Annotated in this window: 15 protein-coding genes; 7 read left to right on the forward strand and 8 right to left on the reverse strand. The window is 71.6% G+C overall.

Annotation, left to right across the window (positions count from 1 at the left end):
* A partial coding sequence (locus tag ABZ896_RS31860) for an extracellular solute-binding protein (RefSeq protein WP_360936661.1) occupies positions 1–1,398 on the reverse strand: 1,398 nt, incomplete at its 3' end.
* Between the two features lie 238 nt (positions 1,399–1,636).
* On the opposite strand from ABZ896_RS31860, the gene ABZ896_RS31865 reads away from it, so the two are divergent.
* Complete coding sequence (locus ABZ896_RS31865) at positions 1,637–2,881, forward strand: ROK family transcriptional regulator (RefSeq protein ID WP_360936663.1); 1,245 nt, start codon at positions 1,637–1,639, stop codon at positions 2,879–2,881.
* 3 nt (positions 2,882–2,884) lie between these two features.
* Here ABZ896_RS31865 and ABZ896_RS31870 read toward each other — a convergent pair whose 3' ends face one another.
* The 4 genes from ABZ896_RS31870 to ABZ896_RS31885 all read right to left on the reverse strand — a co-directional run bounded on the left by ABZ896_RS31870 (position 2,885) and on the right by ABZ896_RS31885 (position 5,749).
* Positions 2,885–3,625 (reverse strand): SDR family oxidoreductase, encoded by a 741-nt coding sequence (locus ABZ896_RS31870; protein ID WP_360936665.1) that lies wholly within the window; start codon positions 3,623–3,625, stop codon positions 2,885–2,887.
* 73 nt (positions 3,626–3,698) lie between these two features.
* On the reverse strand, positions 3,699–4,517 hold the full coding sequence (locus tag ABZ896_RS31875) for an SAM-dependent methyltransferase (protein ID WP_360936667.1): 819 nt from the start codon (positions 4,515–4,517) through the stop codon (positions 3,699–3,701).
* An 84-nt stretch (positions 4,518–4,601) separates the two neighbouring features.
* A complete protein-coding gene (locus ABZ896_RS31880) occupies positions 4,602–4,874 on the reverse strand; it encodes a DUF397 domain-containing protein (RefSeq protein WP_360936669.1) in 273 nt (90 codons plus the stop codon).
* Positions 4,871–5,749 (reverse strand): helix-turn-helix transcriptional regulator, encoded by an 879-nt coding sequence (locus tag ABZ896_RS31885; RefSeq protein ID WP_360936671.1) that lies wholly within the window; start codon positions 5,747–5,749, stop codon positions 4,871–4,873. Before ABZ896_RS31885 ends, ABZ896_RS31880 begins: the two co-directional genes overlap by 4 nt.
* A 262-nt stretch (positions 5,750–6,011) precedes the next feature.
* Here ABZ896_RS31885 and ABZ896_RS31890 point away from each other — a divergent pair, with 262 nt between their 5' ends.
* Complete coding sequence (locus ABZ896_RS31890) at positions 6,012–6,452, forward strand: ATP-binding protein (protein ID WP_360936715.1); 441 nt, start codon at positions 6,012–6,014, stop codon at positions 6,450–6,452.
* Positions 6,453–6,460: 8 nt separating this feature from the next.
* Here the strand turns inward: ABZ896_RS31890 and ABZ896_RS31895 are convergent, their stop codons facing one another.
* Positions 6,461–7,873 (reverse strand): SpoIIE family protein phosphatase, encoded by a 1,413-nt coding sequence (locus ABZ896_RS31895; RefSeq protein ID WP_360936673.1) that lies wholly within the window; start codon positions 7,871–7,873, stop codon positions 6,461–6,463.
* A gap of 69 nt (positions 7,874–7,942) precedes the next feature.
* On the opposite strand from ABZ896_RS31895, the gene ABZ896_RS31900 reads away from it, so the two are divergent.
* The 4 genes from ABZ896_RS31900 to ABZ896_RS31915 all read left to right on the forward strand — a co-directional run bounded on the left by ABZ896_RS31900 (position 7,943) and on the right by ABZ896_RS31915 (position 11,910).
* A complete protein-coding gene (locus tag ABZ896_RS31900) occupies positions 7,943–8,755 on the forward strand; it encodes an SAM-dependent methyltransferase (protein WP_360936675.1) in 813 nt (270 codons plus the stop codon).
* A 105-nt stretch (positions 8,756–8,860) separates the two neighbouring features.
* A complete protein-coding gene (locus ABZ896_RS31905; RefSeq protein ID WP_360936677.1) occupies positions 8,861–9,493 on the forward strand; it encodes a bifunctional 4-hydroxy-2-oxoglutarate aldolase/2-dehydro-3-deoxy-phosphogluconate aldolase in 633 nt (210 codons plus the stop codon).
* 157 nt (positions 9,494–9,650) lie between these two features.
* Positions 9,651–10,589: a sugar kinase gene (locus ABZ896_RS31910; protein WP_360936679.1), complete on the forward strand. Its 939-nt coding sequence runs from the start codon at positions 9,651–9,653 to the stop codon at positions 10,587–10,589.
* Between the two features lie 88 nt (positions 10,590–10,677).
* Positions 10,678–11,910 (forward strand): glycoside hydrolase family 88 protein, encoded by a 1,233-nt coding sequence (locus tag ABZ896_RS31915; RefSeq protein ID WP_360936681.1) that lies wholly within the window; start codon positions 10,678–10,680, stop codon positions 11,908–11,910.
* 5 nt (positions 11,911–11,915) lie between these two features.
* Here the strand turns inward: ABZ896_RS31915 and ABZ896_RS31920 are convergent, their stop codons facing one another.
* A complete protein-coding gene (locus ABZ896_RS31920) occupies positions 11,916–13,184 on the reverse strand; it encodes an alginate lyase family protein (RefSeq protein ID WP_360936683.1) in 1,269 nt (422 codons plus the stop codon).
* Positions 13,181–14,854 carry a glycosyl hydrolase family 28-related protein gene (locus tag ABZ896_RS31925; protein ID WP_360936717.1) on the reverse strand — a complete coding sequence of 558 codons (1,674 nt, stop codon included), beginning with the start codon at positions 14,852–14,854 and terminating at the stop codon, positions 13,181–13,183. The genes ABZ896_RS31920 and ABZ896_RS31925 overlap by 4 nt, the downstream gene beginning before the upstream one ends.
* A 219-nt stretch (positions 14,855–15,073) precedes the next feature.
* Here ABZ896_RS31925 and ABZ896_RS31930 point away from each other — a divergent pair, with 219 nt between their 5' ends.
* Complete coding sequence (locus tag ABZ896_RS31930; protein ID WP_360936719.1) at positions 15,074–15,913, forward strand: chitosanase; 840 nt, start codon at positions 15,074–15,076, stop codon at positions 15,911–15,913.
* The last annotated feature ends 108 nt before the right edge of the window (positions 15,914–16,021 follow it).

Genomic DNA, 16,021 nt, shown 5'->3' on the forward strand with positions numbered 1-16,021 from the left:
CGAACGCGGCGGCGGCGTTCGCGAGGCCGGTGGAGTACGCCTCCTTGGAGTTGTCCTCCCACCAGGACGCGAACCGCGGGTCGGTGTGCTTGCCTCCACGGAGGCCTGACCGGTCGTCACCGACTCCATGGCCTTCTGGATCGCGGTCGAGACCTGGTTGTACGCGGGCAGCCCGGGCCGGTAGTGGGTGTCGGCGACCAGCTCGGTGAAGAACTTGTTGGACGGCACCGAGTTCAGGTAGGTCGGGTCCGAGGCGACGTCCGTACGCACCGCGATGTTGGCGTTCGTCGCGTTCCACTTGGCCGCGTTGGTCTTCGTCTGGAGCGTCGTCGACAGGAACTTCCAGGCCAGGTCGGCGTTCTTGGCCTTCGCCGGGATCGACCAGGCCCAGCCGCCCGACATGCTGGTGCGGCCGGGTGCCTGACCGTTCTGCGTCGGCATCGCCGCGTAGCCCATCACGGACTGCCACTCGGTCCAGGGCTTTGCGGCCGCGGAGTTCCAGTTGTTCGGCATCCAGGAGCCGTCGATGTCGATCGCCAGCTTGCCCTCGGGCAGCAGCTCGGTGCCCACCGTGGTCCCGAAGTTGGCACCCAGCGCCTGCTCCTTGGACGGGCCGAGCCCCTGGCTGTAGACGGTGTGGACGAAGTCCAGCGAGTCCTTGAAGCCCTGGCTGCCCACCACCCACTTCTTCTGCGAGGCGTCGTAGAGCGACTTGTCACCGGCCGGGGTGCCGTACAGGAGCATCTCGAAGCCCTGCATCGAGGAGGCCTCGCCGCCCGCCTGCCCGGTGTACAGGTTCAGCGGGGTGACGTCGGGCAGCTTCGCCTTTATCTTCCTGGCCGCGCTGATCACGTCGGCCCAGGTCTTCGGCTGCCAGGGCACCGCGATCCCGGCCTTCTGGAGAAGCTGCTTGTTGTACCAGATACCGCGGGTGTCGGTGTCGTCCGGAACGGCGTAGATCTTGCCGTCGGAGGCACCGGTCACCGCGCCCTTGGCGGCCTTCGCGTACTGTGACCAGTCGGCCCACTTCGATGTGTAGGCGTCCAGGGGCTTGAGGTAGCCGCCGGCGATGTCGGAGTTGATCAGCGCGGTGTCCTCGTAGACCAGGTCGGGCGCGGTCGCGGGGGAGCGCATCATCAGCTGGAGCTTGGTGTAGTAGTCGTTCTCGGAGGCGACCACGGGGACCAGGTTCACCTTGGTACCGGGATTGGCCTTGGTGAACTCCTTCACCATCGAGGCGAGGAAGTTGGCCTGGAGCTTGTTGGTGCTGTCGAGGTTCTGCCAGTAGACGACCTTGATCGACTTGCTGGAGCTGCCTGACGAGCCCGAGCCGCAGGCGGTGAGTGTCAGTGCGGTGGCGGCGGTGAGAGCCGCGGCGGTGATGAGTCTGGCGCGCACAGTGGTTCCTCCGGGACGCGAAACCTTAGGGAGAGCCGCGAGATTTTCTGGAGGCCGGGGGCCGGTCCCGAGGGCGGCCCCCTGCTCGGCGCCGCCCTGCGCCGACCGGCCCGATGGCCGGTTTTGGTGGGCGTCAGCTAAATCCATTTGATGGATGAAGTCAATGCTTCCAGTATGTAAACTTTTGCTCTCGGAGTGGGGGAGTGGTGCGGACGTGAGGGGTTCAGGTGACCGACAGGTGACGACGCTCAGCGGGACGAACCTGCCCAGGGTCGGTGGCTACAACCAGGCCGTCGTCCTGGACGCCATCCGCACGACGGGCCAGGTCAGCCGGGTCGAGCTGGCCACGCTGACCGGGCTGACCAACCAGACCGTCTCCAACGTCGTGCGCAAGCTCCTCGACGCCGGACTGGTGGCCGAATCCGGCCAGGCCCCCTCCAGCGGCGGCAAGCGCCGGACCCTGCTGACCCTGCGGGCCGACGGGGCGTGCGCGGTCGGCGTCCACCTCGACCCCGACGCCGCGGTGATCGTGGTGGCCGACCTGGCGGGCGAGGTGATCGGCAGCCGGCGGCTGCGGCTGACCGACCCGGGAGACCCGGCCGATGTCGTGGACCGGGTCGCACGCACCACCGCGCGGCTCCTGGACCGCAGCGCCGTCGACCGCGGCCGGCTGCTGGGCCTCGGCATCGCCGCCCCCGGCCCCCTCGACGGCACCACCGGAGCGGTGGTCTCCCCGCCGAACTTCCCGGGCTGGGGCCGGGTCCCGCTCGCCGACATGTTCGCCGAGGCCACCGGCCTGCCGGTCGCCCTCGACAACGACGCCACGGCCGCCGCGATAGGCGAGCGCTGGATCGGCGGCGCCGACCGCGCGGGCAGCTTCCTGTTCATCTACCTCGGCACCGGCATCGGCGCCGGGATCGTCCTCAACAACACCGTGCTGCACGGCGATTCGGGCAACGCGGGCGAGTTCGGCCACATGGCGGTCGAGCCCGGCGACCGGGTCTGCCACTGCGGCGCGACGGACTGTCTCGGGCCGTACGTCACCCCGGCCGCGATCATCGACGACCTGCTGCGGCTGTACGGCCGCGAGGCCGCCGACCGGATCGGCCTCACCGGTACGTCCGACGCCGTGCACCACGACTGGAAGGTCCTGCGCCGAGCCGCTCGCGCGGGCGATGCCGAGGCGTGCGATGTCGTACGACGTGCCGCGCGCCGCATCGGGGAAGCGGCCCGGAGCGCGGCGAGCCTCCTCGACGTCAGCCGGATCGTGCTGGGCGGCGAGGCGCTGCGGGGCATCGAGCCGATCGTCCGGGAGGAGATAGAGACCGCCGTCAACCGCACCTCCGTCGCCCGCGTGATCCGCGCGGTCACGGTCGAGCAGAGCGTGATCGGCGAGACGGTGGGCGCGGTCGGGGCGGCCTCCCTGGTGCTGCACGGGAACTACGCGCCGGGGTGGCGGATGCTGACGGACGTGACGGGCTGAGTCTCAGGTGAGATTGAGCCCGCCGTCCAGGACGATCACCTCGCCGGTGAGGTAGCTGCTGGCGATCACCGACGCCACCAGGTCGGCCACATCGCTTGGCCGGGCCGGGCGGTGCATGGGCGCGCGGTCGCGCCACAGCTCGTGCGCCTGCGTCCAGTCCTTCGTCATCGGGGTGTCGACCAGGCCAGGCGCCACCGCGTTCACCCGCACTTCGGGACCGAGCGCGGCCGCGAGCAGCCGGGTCACGTGGTTGAGCGCGGCCTTGCTCGCCGCGTACGGCACCGAGGAGCCCTTGGGACGCACCCCGGCATGGCTGGTGACGTTCACGATGCTGCCGCCGCCGGGGGAGCGGCGCAGCGCGGGGAGCGCCTCCGTGCACAGCACCCAGGGCGCGATCAGGTTGACCTCCAGCAGCCGCCGCCAGTCCGCCGGAGTGGCCGCGGCGAGGTCCGCGTGCGGGATCGGCCAGCTGATCCCCGCGTTGTTCACCAGCACGTCCAGCTGTCCGTAGTGTCCGAGTGCCGCCTCGACGAGCCCCCGGGCTTCGTCCTCCACCGCGAGATCGGCTCGTACGTACGACCCGCCCAGCTCGGCCGCCAGCGCTTCCCCGGCCTCCGCGCTGCTCCGTGAGTGGACGACGACTCGCATGCCGTCCGCCGCGAGCCGCCGTGCGACGGCCTCCCCGATCCCCGATGTGGACCCGGTGACCAGGGCGACGGGCCGCTCCCCGTGTTCGTTGCTCATGGCGGTGGATCTTGCCATGAGCCCTTGGCCGTACGGGGTGGGCCATGCGCGGGCACGGCCCACCGTCGGTTCGCTACGGCTTGATGCCCACCGCGCCGTACGCGCTGACCTCCGCGTCCGTCAGCTCCGGACCCGTGCCCTGCGGCTCGTCCGGGCGCCAGCGGTGGGTGAGGGTGACCCGCGGGTCGAGGAGGTCGAGGCCCTCGAAGAAGCGGGCCACCTCCTGCTGGCTGCGGACCTGGGCCCGGGTGCCGGCGGCCTCGTAGATGCCCACGAGCTTCGCCCACATCTCCGGGGCGTAGTCCCCCGTGCAGTGGCTGATCGCCAGGGCGCTGCCCGAGGGCAGGGCGTCCAGCAGGCGGTTCACGATGCCGTACGGGTCCCAGTCGTCCGGGATGAAGTGCAGGAGGGCGTTGAGGGACAGCGCCACCGGCCGGTTCAGGTCGAGCGTCCCGGCCAGCTCGGGGGAGCCGAGGATCGCCTCCGGGTCCGTGAAGTCCGCCTGGATGTACGCCGTGCGCCCCTGGGGCGTGTTGCGCATCAGGCGCTCGGCGTACTTCAGGACCAGCGGGTCGTTGTCGGCGTAGACCACCCGCGCCTCGGGCGCGACGGACTGCGCCACCTGGTGCAGGTTCGGCTCGGTGGGGATGCCCGTGCCGATGTCCAGCCACTGGCGGATGCCGTACTCCTGGGCCAGCACCCGGGTGGCGCGGTGCATGAAGGAGCGGACCTCGCGGGCGCACGTGAAGATGCCGGGGAAGATCCCCGCGACCATCTCCGCGGCCTGCTTGTCGACCTCGAAGTGATCCTTGCCGCCGAGGTAGAAGTCGTACATGCGGGCGGAGTGGGGCCGGCTGGTGTCGATGTCCCGCGCGGCGGGCGAGTTGGTCATCCTGTCCCTTTCAAAGGTGTGCGTGGGGGTGTCGGGCAGGTCGCTACCGGGGCCGGTCCGGATCCTTCCCGCTCGGGTTCGGGTTCAGCCGGCCGCCAGGTGGTCGGCCAGCCCCCGCTTGACCCCCGCGACGAACGCGGCGATCTCCTGCGGGGTGTAGATCAGCGCGGGGCCCGCGGGATCGGTGGACTGCCTCAGGGCCACCCGGCCGTCGGCGAGCCGCTTCGTCTGCACGCACTGACCGCCGTTGGGGCCGCTCCACGGTGACTCCCAGCCGTGCTCGCCCAGGTCCGCGGCGGGCATGCCGTTGTAGACGGCCGGTATCGCGTCGCACATGTGGTCGTCGAGAGTGGTCATGAGTACTCCTTGCGCATGCGGTTCAGGAGTGCCCGGCTGTCCGCGTCCGAGGTGAGCAGCGACATACGGCTGTGCGCCTCGAGATGCGCCGCCACGTCGGAGCGCTGGTCCAGGTACATCGCGCCGGAGAGGATCTCCGTGTAGACGATGTCGGGCAACTCCGGCTCCTCGAACCGGAAATAGGTGAACGGAGCGCACACACCGACGTGGGCTCCCGCAGTGAACGGCACGACGTCGACACTGACGTGTTCCAGCTCGGAGACCTCCAGGATCCGGTCGATCTGCTCGCGCATCACCTCGGCGCCGCCGACCACCCGGTGCAGGACCGCCTCCTCCATCACCACCCACAGCGTGGGTGCGTCGGGTCTCTCCAGCAGGGCCTGGCGGCGCAGTCTCAGGCCCACCCGTCGGTCCAGCTCCTCGTCGTGCCCTACGGGAGCGCCGCCGGAGAGCACGGCGCGCGCGTAGCGCGGGGTCTGCAACAGGCCGGTGACGTAGTGGGGTTCATAGGTGCGCAGGGTGCGGGCGCCGGTCTCCAGGCTCACGTAGGCGCTGAACCAGCCCGGCAGCACATCGCGGTAGGCGTACCACCAGCCCGGCTCGTTGGCGCGCTCGGCCAGCGCCACGAACTCCTCGATCTCCTGCCGGTCGGCCCCGTAGGTCTCGAGGAGCTTCTCCACGTAGAGCGGCTTGAGGGCGACCTCCGCCTTCTCCAGGCGGCGGATCGTCAGGGACTTGACCCTGAGGGCCCGCGCCGCGTCCTCCAGCGAGGCACCCGCCTGCTGCCGGCGCTCCTGGAGCCGCCGGCCGAGGATCATGCGCAGCACAGTGGGGGCGGTGGTGGTGCTGCTCGCGCCCGAACGGCCTTCACTCACGCCCGTACCTCCTGAAGGACAGTCACCTGTTCGAGTCTGGCAGCGACTTGGGGCCGTTGCCAGGCGGATACCGGCCTGCTGAAATTATCAGGTAGCTGGTTGCACGTTGAACTTGGGTGCGAGCATAGTTACTTGTGTGACCGTGCCCGCCGAACGCGGGCGCGGTGTCGCCAACCACCGCTACCCCCGGGAGTGTTGGCGTACCAAGACCTTCAAGGCGTTCTCCCGCCGGCTGCGCCCGCCCCCACGGAAGGCCAACACCGTGTCCCCCCACACGACTTCGTCCCCCCAGCTGACAGACGCCGCGGACCCGCTGCGCACGCACTGGATAGAGCTGCCGGCGCAGCGGTCGAGCGTGGGGGTCGCCCGGCGGAACATCGGCGCCAGACTCAAGGCCTGGAGCCTGCCCGGCGACCTGTGCTCGGACGCGGTGCTGCTGCTGTCGGAACTGGCCACCAACGCCGTGTGTCACACGCTGAGTGTGCGGATCCTGTGCGGAATCGGCCTCGTCGGCGACGGGTGCCTCAGGCTTGAGGTGCACGACCACGACCTCTCGGGCCGCGAGCTGCCCCGCTGCGAGGCGGGCCCGGAAGACGAGGGCGGGCGGGGACTCTTTCTGGTGCGGCAGCTCGCGGACACCTGGGGTGTGGACCGCTCCCGGCTCACCGGGGGGAACGCCGTATGGGCCAACCTCCGGGCCTGAGCCCGCGATCAGCCTTTGGCGGGCGTGAGTTCGGCGAGCAGCAGGGTGCGGTCGTCCGCGCCGGACGTGTCGGAGGGGGCGTGCAGCAGCCGGCGGCACAGGGCCGGCAGCGGGTCCAGTTCACCGACGACGTCGTCCGCGGCCGCGTCCAGCGAGTGGGCGAGGCGGGCGATCTCCTGGTCGATGTCGGCGTCCCGGGACTCGACCAGGCCGTCGCTGTAGAGCACGAGCAGGGACGGGTCGGGCACGTCCAGGACCGTCGGCTCGTAGGCGCCGGTGCCGAGGCCGAGCGGGAGGCCCGCGCCGACCAGGGTGACCGGGGCGGTCCGGCCGTCCGGGCCGCGCAGCAGCGGGGGAGGATGGCCGGCGCCGACCAGGGTGCAGGTGCGCTGCCGAGGGTCCCACTCGGCGTAGATGCAGGTCGCGAAGGAGGCGCCGGGGGTCTCGCTGGCGAGCGCGTCGAGCCGTCGTACGAGCTCGACGGCCGGGATGTCGAGTCCCACCAGGGTGCGGACCGCGGTGCGCAGCTGGATCATCGCGACCGCCGACTCCGGGCCGTGGCCCATGGCGTCGCCGACGATCAGGCTGACCCGGTCGTCGGGCCTGCGCAGCACGTCGAACCAGTCGCCGCCGATGATGGTGCCCTCGCCGGCCGGCTGCGAGCCGTGGGCGATGAGGCAGCCCTCGTACTCGTGGATCGCGCCCGGCTGCAGGCTGTTGCGGATGGCCAGGGCGGTGCGCCGCTCGCGCTCGTAGCGGCGCGCGTTGTCCAGGGCGATCGCGGCCCGCATGGCGAGCGACTCGACGGCCGCCATCTCCGCGGTCGCGAACGGGCCCCGCTCCGGGCCGCGCGTGCAGGCTACGAAGCCGATCGCCTGGCCGCGCAGCCGCAGCGGGACCACCAGGAAGGACGCCGCTTTGAGGATCTCGTCGATCCGGGTGTCGCCGGGGCCGGAGGCGGTGAGCCGCTCGGTGGTGTGGTCGTCGAGCGCGTCGAGCAGCTGGGTGTGCCCGTCGGCGAGCGCGCGGGCGTACGGCGTGCCGCGCGGGAAGACGATCACCTCGCCGACCGGCAGCACGCCCTCCCAGGACTCGGGCGCGTCGGTGCCCACCCGTATCGCCAGCCGCCGGGCCTCGATCTGAGGCGGGTCCGGGGTGACGTACGCGGTTTCCTCGCGCCGCCAGCGCTCCAGCAGGTAGATGGAGGCCGCGTCGCAGAAGCCGGGCGTCAGCGCGTGCACGACATGGCTGCCGGTGAGCCCCAGGTCCAGCTCCGAGCCGATGGCGTCGGCGGCGGGCGAGAAGGCCGACCGACGGGGGGCGGGCAGGGCGAGGGGGGTGTCGTCGGAGTGCCTGTGCGGTTCGTTCCGCAGGGTCGTGGTGCCTTTCCGGGTGGGGGTCCGGGCGCGCGGTGCGGACAACTGATCGCCGCGCGTCGACGGTAACTATAGGATGAGACGTCAAGTACCCTGCGCGGAAGGGACGTTCACGTGACCGACAATGCCGCTCGGCCGCCAGGGACGGAACCGGACAAGGCGAGTGTCGCGCGGATGTACGACGCGATGCTGGGCGGACAGCACAATTTCGCCATCGACCGCGAGGCGGTCGCCGCGTTCACCGCGATCGACCCCCAGGTCCGCACCCTGGCCCGCGCCAACCGTGCCTTCCTCGGCCGGGCCGTGCGCTTCCTGGTCGACGCCGGGGTACGGCAGTTCATCGACCTCGGCTCCGGCATCCCCACCCAGGGCAATGTGCACGAGGTGGCGCAGACCGCGAGCCCCGGCGCCCGGGTGGTCTACGTCGACAAGGACCCGGTGGCGGTCGCCCACAGCGCGTCCCTGCTCGCGGACAACCCCGACGCGGACATCGTCGATGCCGACATCCGGCACCCGGACGAGGTCCTCGCCGCGCCGCAGCTGCACAAGCTGATCGACTTCGACCAGCCGGTCGCCGTGCTCATGGTGGCGATCCTGCACTTCGTCTCGCCCGACGAGGACCCCTCCGGAATCGTCGGCGCCTTCCGGGACGCCCTGCCCGACGGCGGCTGGCTGGCTCTCTCCCACGCCACGAACCAGGACCGCCCGGACACCGCGGCGGCCGTGGGCCGGCTCTACAAGGCCCGCGCCACCTCACCCGTCACCTCGCGCTCCCACGCCGAGGTCCTCGACCTCTTCACCGGCTTCGACCTGACGGAACCGGGCCTCGTCCACGTCCCGCTCTGGCGGCCCGACCCGGGCGACCATGTGCCGGAGAACCCGTCCGAGTACTGGGTGTACGCGGGGGTCGGCCGCAAGAACGGCTGACCGGGGGCTTCTTACGGGCCCCGGTGGGCGTCGCTCTCCTGCCGTCACCGACCATGGCAGGGATGTCGTAGAACCTCGCACCAGCCCGTAAGAGGAGTTCCGCTCGTGGATCTCACAGCTGCCCTGGCGGCCCACCGTCTCGTCGCGATCGTGCGCGGGGCCGATCCGGAAGGCGCGCTGAACACCGTGCTGGCCCTGGTCGAGGAGGGCGTCGGACTCGTCGAGGTGTCGCTCACCGGAGCGGACGCTCTGACGGTGATCGCCCGCGCCCGCAAGGCGCTCGGCCCCGACGCGCCCCTGGGCGCCGGCACGGTCCTGACCGCCGAGGACGCCCGGGACGCCCACCGCGCGGGCGCCGACTTCGTGGTCACCCCCGGCCTCGGGGACGGCGTCCGCGCCGCCCACGACCTGGGACTGCCCGTCCTCGCCGGCGTGTTCACCCCGACCGAGATCATCGCCGCACGCGCACAGGGCGTCGCCGCGCTGAAGATCTTCCCGGCCGCGCAGGCCGGGGGAGCGGAGTACGTCAAGGCCCTGCGCGGCCCCTTCCCCGACGCCGCCTTCGTGCCGGTGGGCGGCGTCGACGAGAGCGTGGCCCGCGCCTGTCTGGCGGCGGGCGCGATCGCGGTGGGCGTCGGCTCGCCCCTGGTGGGCGACGCGGCGGACGGCGGCAGCCTCGACGCGCTGCGGGACCGGGCTCGGGGCTTCCGGGCGGTGGTGCAGGAGGGGCGGCGGTGACGGCCGTGTCTGCCGGAGGCGTGGCCGTCGTCGGAGACGAGACGCCGGGTGCGCCGGCGCCTGACTGTTGGTCCAGGCCGGCATCCGGCCGCCCGCCTGCCTATCGGTGCGTGCCGCCACTCGCAGCCACGCCCGCGCCAACCCTCGGAGCCGCCGCGTGAGCATCCGCTGGCGTCCCGCCCCCGGCCCGGTCGTCTGCGTCGGCGAGACCATGGCCGCCCTGGCCCCCGACCCGCCCCGGCCCCTCCAGGACGCCGACGACCTGCGGGTGGCGATCGCCGGGGCCGAGTCCAACGTGGCGCTGTACCTGGTCGAGCACGGCGTCCCCGCGACCTGGGTCTCGGCCCTCGGTGACGACCCGCTCGGCCGCCGGGTCCTGGCCACCCTCGCAGCGGCCGGCGTCGACGTGTCCCACGTGCGTCTCGACCCCCGGCGCCCGACGGGACTCCTGCTGAAGGACCCCGGTCCGAACGGCACCCGGGTCCACTACTACCGCAGCGGCTCGGCCGCCTCGGCCCTCGGTCCCGAGCTGCTGGACCGGCCGCCCGTCCGCGACGCCGCGCTGCTCCACCTCACGGGCATCACCCCGGCTCTCTCACCGACCTGCCGCGAACTGGTCACCAGGGCGCTCGCCACCCCCGCCGCGGAACGGCCGTACGCGATCAGCTTCGACGTCAACCACCGCCCCGCGCTGTGGCCCGAGGGCGCCGCTTCCGGTGTGCTGCACGACCTGGCCGACCGCGCGGACATCGTCTTCGTCGGCCTCGACGAGGCGCAGGGCCTGTGGGGAGCCGACCTGACCGCCGCGGACGTACGCAAGCTGCTGCCCGGTCCGCGGATCCTGGTCGTCAAGGACGGATCGCGCGCGGCGACCGCCTTCACCGACGAGGGCAGTCGTACGGTTCCGGCCCTGCGCGTGGACGTCGTCGAACCGGTCGGCGCCGGCGACGCCTTCGCGGCCGGATTCCTGGCGGGCCTGGTGCGGGACGCGAGCACCGAACGGGCGCTGAGACTCGGTCATCTCACCGCCGCGTCGGCCCTCTCGGTGATCGGGGACCACGGACCGCTCCTGCCCGAGCCGGATTCATGGACATGAACATGGCTCACGTGGGTGTACATCACTGAAACGCCTGTGCCACGCTCGTTCAACTCCGTTTCCTTCCTGACCAGTTGGAGGCACAGGCATGACTGTTTCCAGGCGTACGGTGCTCACCGCGGCGGCCGCGTCGACTGCTTCGACCGCGCTGAGCACCGCACCGACGCCCGCCGCCGCAGCTCCGGTACCGACCCCGACTTCGACCGAACGCACCCTCCGCGCGGCGGCCGACTACGCCGTCGAGAAGCTCCGCACCGTCGCCCCGAACATCACCGCCTTCCCCGTCGGCACCAAGTTCGAGAAGTGGACCTACTCCACCAACGGCGACTGGGTCGGCGGCTTCTGGCCCGGCACCCTGTGGATGGCGTGGCTGCACAGCGGGGAGGAAACCTTCCAGACCTCGGCGCTCGCGTCGGCGCGGAAGCTGGCTCCCCGCCAGTACGACACCGGCACACACGACCTGGGTTTCCTCTTCTCCCCCTCCTGGGTCACGGCTTGGCGCCTGACCGGCGACGACACCTGGCGGGCCGGTGCCGTCCAGGCCGCCGACTCGCTCGTTCAGCGCTACAACCCGCGCGGTCGCTTCATCCGGGCCTGGGGCGCGCTCGGCGATCCGAAGAACGCGGGCCGCGTCATCATCGACACGATGATGAACCTCGACCTGCTCGCCTTCGCGAGCGGCCAGACCGGTGACCCGACGTACCTGGACATCGCCGTGGCCCACGCGAGAACCGCGCAGCGCGTGTTCCCCCGCCCGGACGGATCGACCCCGCACGTCTTCGACTTCGACCCGGAGACCGGCGCCGAGATCGGCCCGAACACCGTGCAGGGCTACAGTCCGACCTCCTGCTGGTCGCGCGGCCAGGCCTGGGGCATCTACGGCTTCACCACCATGTACCGCCGCACCGGCCACGCCGAGTTCCTCGCCACCGCCCGCCGGCTCGCCGACTTCGCGGTGGGCGCGCTGACCCCGGACCACGTCCCGGTGTGGGACTACCGGGCCCCGCAGCAGCCGTACGACATCAAGGACGCCTCCGCCGGCGCGATCATGGCGTGCGGTCTGCTGGACCTGTCCGCGGCGACTGGCAGGAAAACTTACCGAGAGGTGGCGCTACGGCTGCTCACCGCGCTCGCCGAGACCTGCCTGACGCGGAACTCGGCGCGGGCGGAGGCGGTGGTGGCGCGCTGCACCCGCAACCGCCCGGCCGAGGACGGCATCGAGATCTCCCTTCCCTATGCCGACTACTACCTACTGGAAGGAATCCTTCGAGTGCTGCGGCCCCGGGACGTGGACCGGGCGATCGACCTCTCCAGCGTCTGAACGACCTATCCCGCTATGGAGTCCAGCTGTTCCGCCGCCGGACGCAGCGCCCACAGGTCACCGCCCGGCGGCGGTTCCAGCAGCGGAACGGCCCGCCGCGCCCGGGCGTCCCCGGCGTCGGCGGCCGCATGGACCACGTCGGTCGCCGCGTACCGCAGGAACTCCAGCTCCGGATAGGGCCAGACGGCGGACCCGGTCGCGGCGGCCAGCAGGAAGTCCACCGCCTTGAACAGGCTCTGCCCGTCCGGCCCTTGATGGGCCCACAGGTCCACCCCGACGTGCCGGCCGATGGCCGCGAGCCGTGTGTAGGCCACCAGGTCGAAGGTCGAGTAGTGCCAGCTCCGGGTCCGGGACAGCTCCTGGGGCTGGCTCCCGTCGGACGCGATCTGCGGCGCGACGCGCTTGCCACGGGCGTCCAGGACGGTTCGGCGGGCCAGGGCCCGGTCGCCGGTGGCGTACGCGAGACCGGCGAGCAGCATGTCGTAGAAGGTGCCGTGGTTGTTGGCGGCCGCGGCCTCCTGCTTGCCGAACTCGCTGTCCGCGAGCCAGTCGAGGAAGTCGGTGTTCCACCGTGCCATGCCGGTGCGGTCGGACCTGGTCCAGCCCGGAGCGCCGGTCTCCAGGAGGGCGAGTGCGTCCAGGACGCTCGTGTAGGACTGGGAGAAGTCGATGATGCCGATCGCCCGGCCGTCGTACTTGCACGGGATGAACTGCGCGTGGTCCAGGTTCGGGTTCATCCGCGTGGCCGGATCGAGGAACCACGTGCGCAGCACCTGCCCCGCCTTCTCCGCGTACCGCCTGTCGCCCGTGTAGTACCAGGCGAGGGCCAGGTCGTAGGAGGAGTCGAAGGTCTTCTCGACGTCCTGGCGGTCGGTGCCGGAGTCGACCTCGGGATTGCGCTCGCCGTCACGCTGTACGTACGGGCAGCCCCACGGGTTGTCGGCAGTTGGGGTCCGGGAGGGCCACCAGTACGGGGCCTGCGAGAGGTAGTCGTGGACATCGCCGCCGGGCGCGGGCCTCGGCTTGTCGACGACCGTCCAGGGGCCCTGGTCCAGCCACTTGTCGGCGCGGACCGTCAACGCCTTCGCGGCGCGCCGGAGTTGCGGGTCGCCGTGCTGGAGGCGGATCTTCGTCTGCTGGAGGCGGGTCCCGTCCAGGACGGTGGTGTGGGGGATGCGGGGCGGCGCGGCGTGGGCGTCGGCCGGTGAAGAGACTCCCATGGTGACTACGGCGGTTGTCGCCAGCAGGGCGCAGAGGCGGGACCGTACGCTCATCGCCCGCCTCCGTCCCGGCGGGCGAGCCGGCGCTGGGCCTCGTACAGGTTCGACGGCCGCACCGCGTCCGGGCTGCCGTACAGCTCCAGGCGGGTGTGCAGGTCGCCGGTGAAGTCGGGGACGTCGATCTGGTCGAACTCCCTGACCTCGCTGACGGCGACGGTCGCCGAGTACGGCGCCAGCTCGTCGATCTTCACCAGGCCCGCCCGGCCGTTGGTGACCCGGATGTTCCAGTGGGTGAACCGCGCGCCGAACAGGGGCCCGGCGCTCGCGTCGCCGCCGTGGCGGCCGTTGTTGTTCACGGTGATGTCCGTGCGGACGTCGGCGAAGGGCAGTCCGCGGTGGCTGTCGAAGGTGCCCATCCGTATGTCGCCGCGCGACCAGACGTTGTACGACGACAGTCCCTCGACGTTGATCCCGTGCAGTTGGGTGCCCGCCGGAGCGGGCGTGGTGCGCTCCTCGATCGTGAAGTTCTCGACGAGGTTGTCGTGCGAGCCCTCGCGGCAGAAGTACGGGTGGTGGGAGCCGCGCCCGCCGACCCGGGTCCGGCGCAGGGTGCACGCGGAGGCGGCCACCAGCCCGAAGCCGTTGTCGACGTGCCGGACCGTCACGTCGTCCACCCAGCAGTCGTACGCGCACTGCAGGACGACGCCGTTGTACCCCTTGTCCAGCAGATGCGGCTGCTGCGGGGTCTCCGTCGCCTCCAGGGTGAGGCCCTCGACGCCCGAGCCGGTCAACGCGGGTACGTGAGTGGTCAGGTGCGGGTTCCACTCCGGCCGTACGTCGAGCGGCAGGGGGCGTTCGAGGGTGACCTCGCGGCCCCGGACGCGGGTGACGCGCACCGGCCACTCGTAGGGGACGTACGACGTCAGCTTCGTCTTGTCGTCCCAGACGTATGCCTCCGGTCCCGGTCCGCCGCCGCACATGTGCTCCAGGAGGGTGTGGTCCGCGTCGTCGGCGAGCCGTAGGAGGACCAGGGCGCCGGGGCGCAGTGCCGAGGCGTCGGCGACCTTCACCGTCCAGGAGCCCCGCCGCGCCGGAGCGACGGCGGTGAGCGCGCGCCACTCGTCGCGCCGGTTGCCCGTCCAGCCCTCGAAGGGCCACTGCTTCGCCCTGATCGCGGTGACCAGGGAGTTCCAACGGGCCTCGGGGGCCAGCCAGATCAGGCCGCCCGCCCACGACCACGACGACTTGTCGCCGCCGTAGCGGGAGCCGTACACGCCGATCAGCTCGGTGAGGTTCTTCGTCGCCAGCAGGGTCGTACGGCCGCTGCCGGCGCCCCTGAGCGTCACGTTCGAGTGGCCCAGGCGGACCACGTCGTCGATCCGGAACGTGCCCGGCGGGATGGTGACCGTGCCACCGCCGGCCCTGCCGGCAGCGGCGATGGCACGGTTGATCGCGGGGGCGGAGTCGGCCGAGCCGTCCGCCACGGCACCGAAGCGGCGGACGTCGGCGACGACGGGACGGCGGGGGAAGCGCGCCGCCCCGCCGTGGCAGCCGGCCCGGCCGACGTACGGGATCTGTGGATGGGTGAAGGGTGCCCGGACGAACTCCCGCCACAGGAGCGGAACGTCGGCCGGTGCGGTCGCGGGGGTCGCCGCGACGGCGGTACGGGAGCCTGCCGCGACCGCGACAGCGCTTCCCAGCAGTGCTCGTCTAGTCATGCCCATGACAGCCAGATCTCCCATGCTCTCCATGGATGTGAACGGCGTTCATAAGTGCGTTGACGGGTGAGCATGCCACGGCGCCCCTGAGGAGGGAAGAGGTCGCGCATCGGTCATTGGTCTGAACCTACAAACATTCGACAGGGTGGCTTCCGGTTGCGCTCGCCCACTGGTAGGAAACCTTCCTAACGATTCAGGCCTGGACCAACTCCCCACCCCCCACCCCTGTTTGGAGTCTCCGTGGAACCTGGAACAACACCCCATGCCTCCCGCCGCACCGTGCTGGCCCTGACGGGAGCCCTCGCCCTCACCGGCCTGGCCGCCCGGCCGGTCCTCGCCGCGCCCCGCGTGGCGGCGGTGGGCCTCGACGACCCCGCCAAGAAGGAGATCGCCATGCAACTGGTGTCGAGCGCGGAGAACTCCTCGCTCGACTGGAAGGCCCAGTACAAGTACATCGAGGACATCGGCGACGGCCGCGGCTACACCGCCGGCATCATCGGCTTCTGCTCCGGCACCGGCGACATGCTCGACCTCGTCCAGCTCTACGCCGACCGCAAGCCCGGCAACGTCCTCGCCAAGTACCTGCCCGCCCTGCGCCGGGTGAACGGCAGCGACTCGCACAGCGGCCTGGACCCGGACTTCCCGCGCGACTGGCGCACGGCCGCCCGGGACACCGCCTTCCAGCAGGCGCAGAACGACGAACGCGACCGCGTCTACTTCAACCCCGCCGTCCGGCAGGGCAAGGCCGACGGACTGCGCGTCCTCGGCCAGTTCGCCTACTACGACGCCATCGTCATGCACGGCGACGGCGGCGACTCCACCAGCTTCAGCAGCATCCGCCGCCGCGCCCTGCGGACCGCGAAGCCGCCGGCGCAGGGCGGCGACGAGACCCGCTACCTCGACGCCTTCCTCGACGCACGGGTGTGGGCGATGAAGCAGGAGGAGGCCCACAGCGACACCAGCCGGGTCGACACCGAACAGCGCGTCTTCCTGCGCAAGGGCAACCTCGACCTGAACCCGCCCCTCGACTGGAAGGTGTACGGCGACAGCTACCACATCGGCTGACCGACGGACGGGCGGCGGCCCGGTGCCCGGCCAACACCTGGGCGCCGCCCGTCAGTTGGGAGGACGACCGCGCTGTGGGGTCGCTGTGACCCGTGCTGCACACTGTGC

The organism is Streptomyces sp. NPDC047072, from assembly GCF_040643855.1.
Lineage (GTDB): Bacteria > Actinomycetota > Actinomycetes > Streptomycetales > Streptomycetaceae > Streptomyces.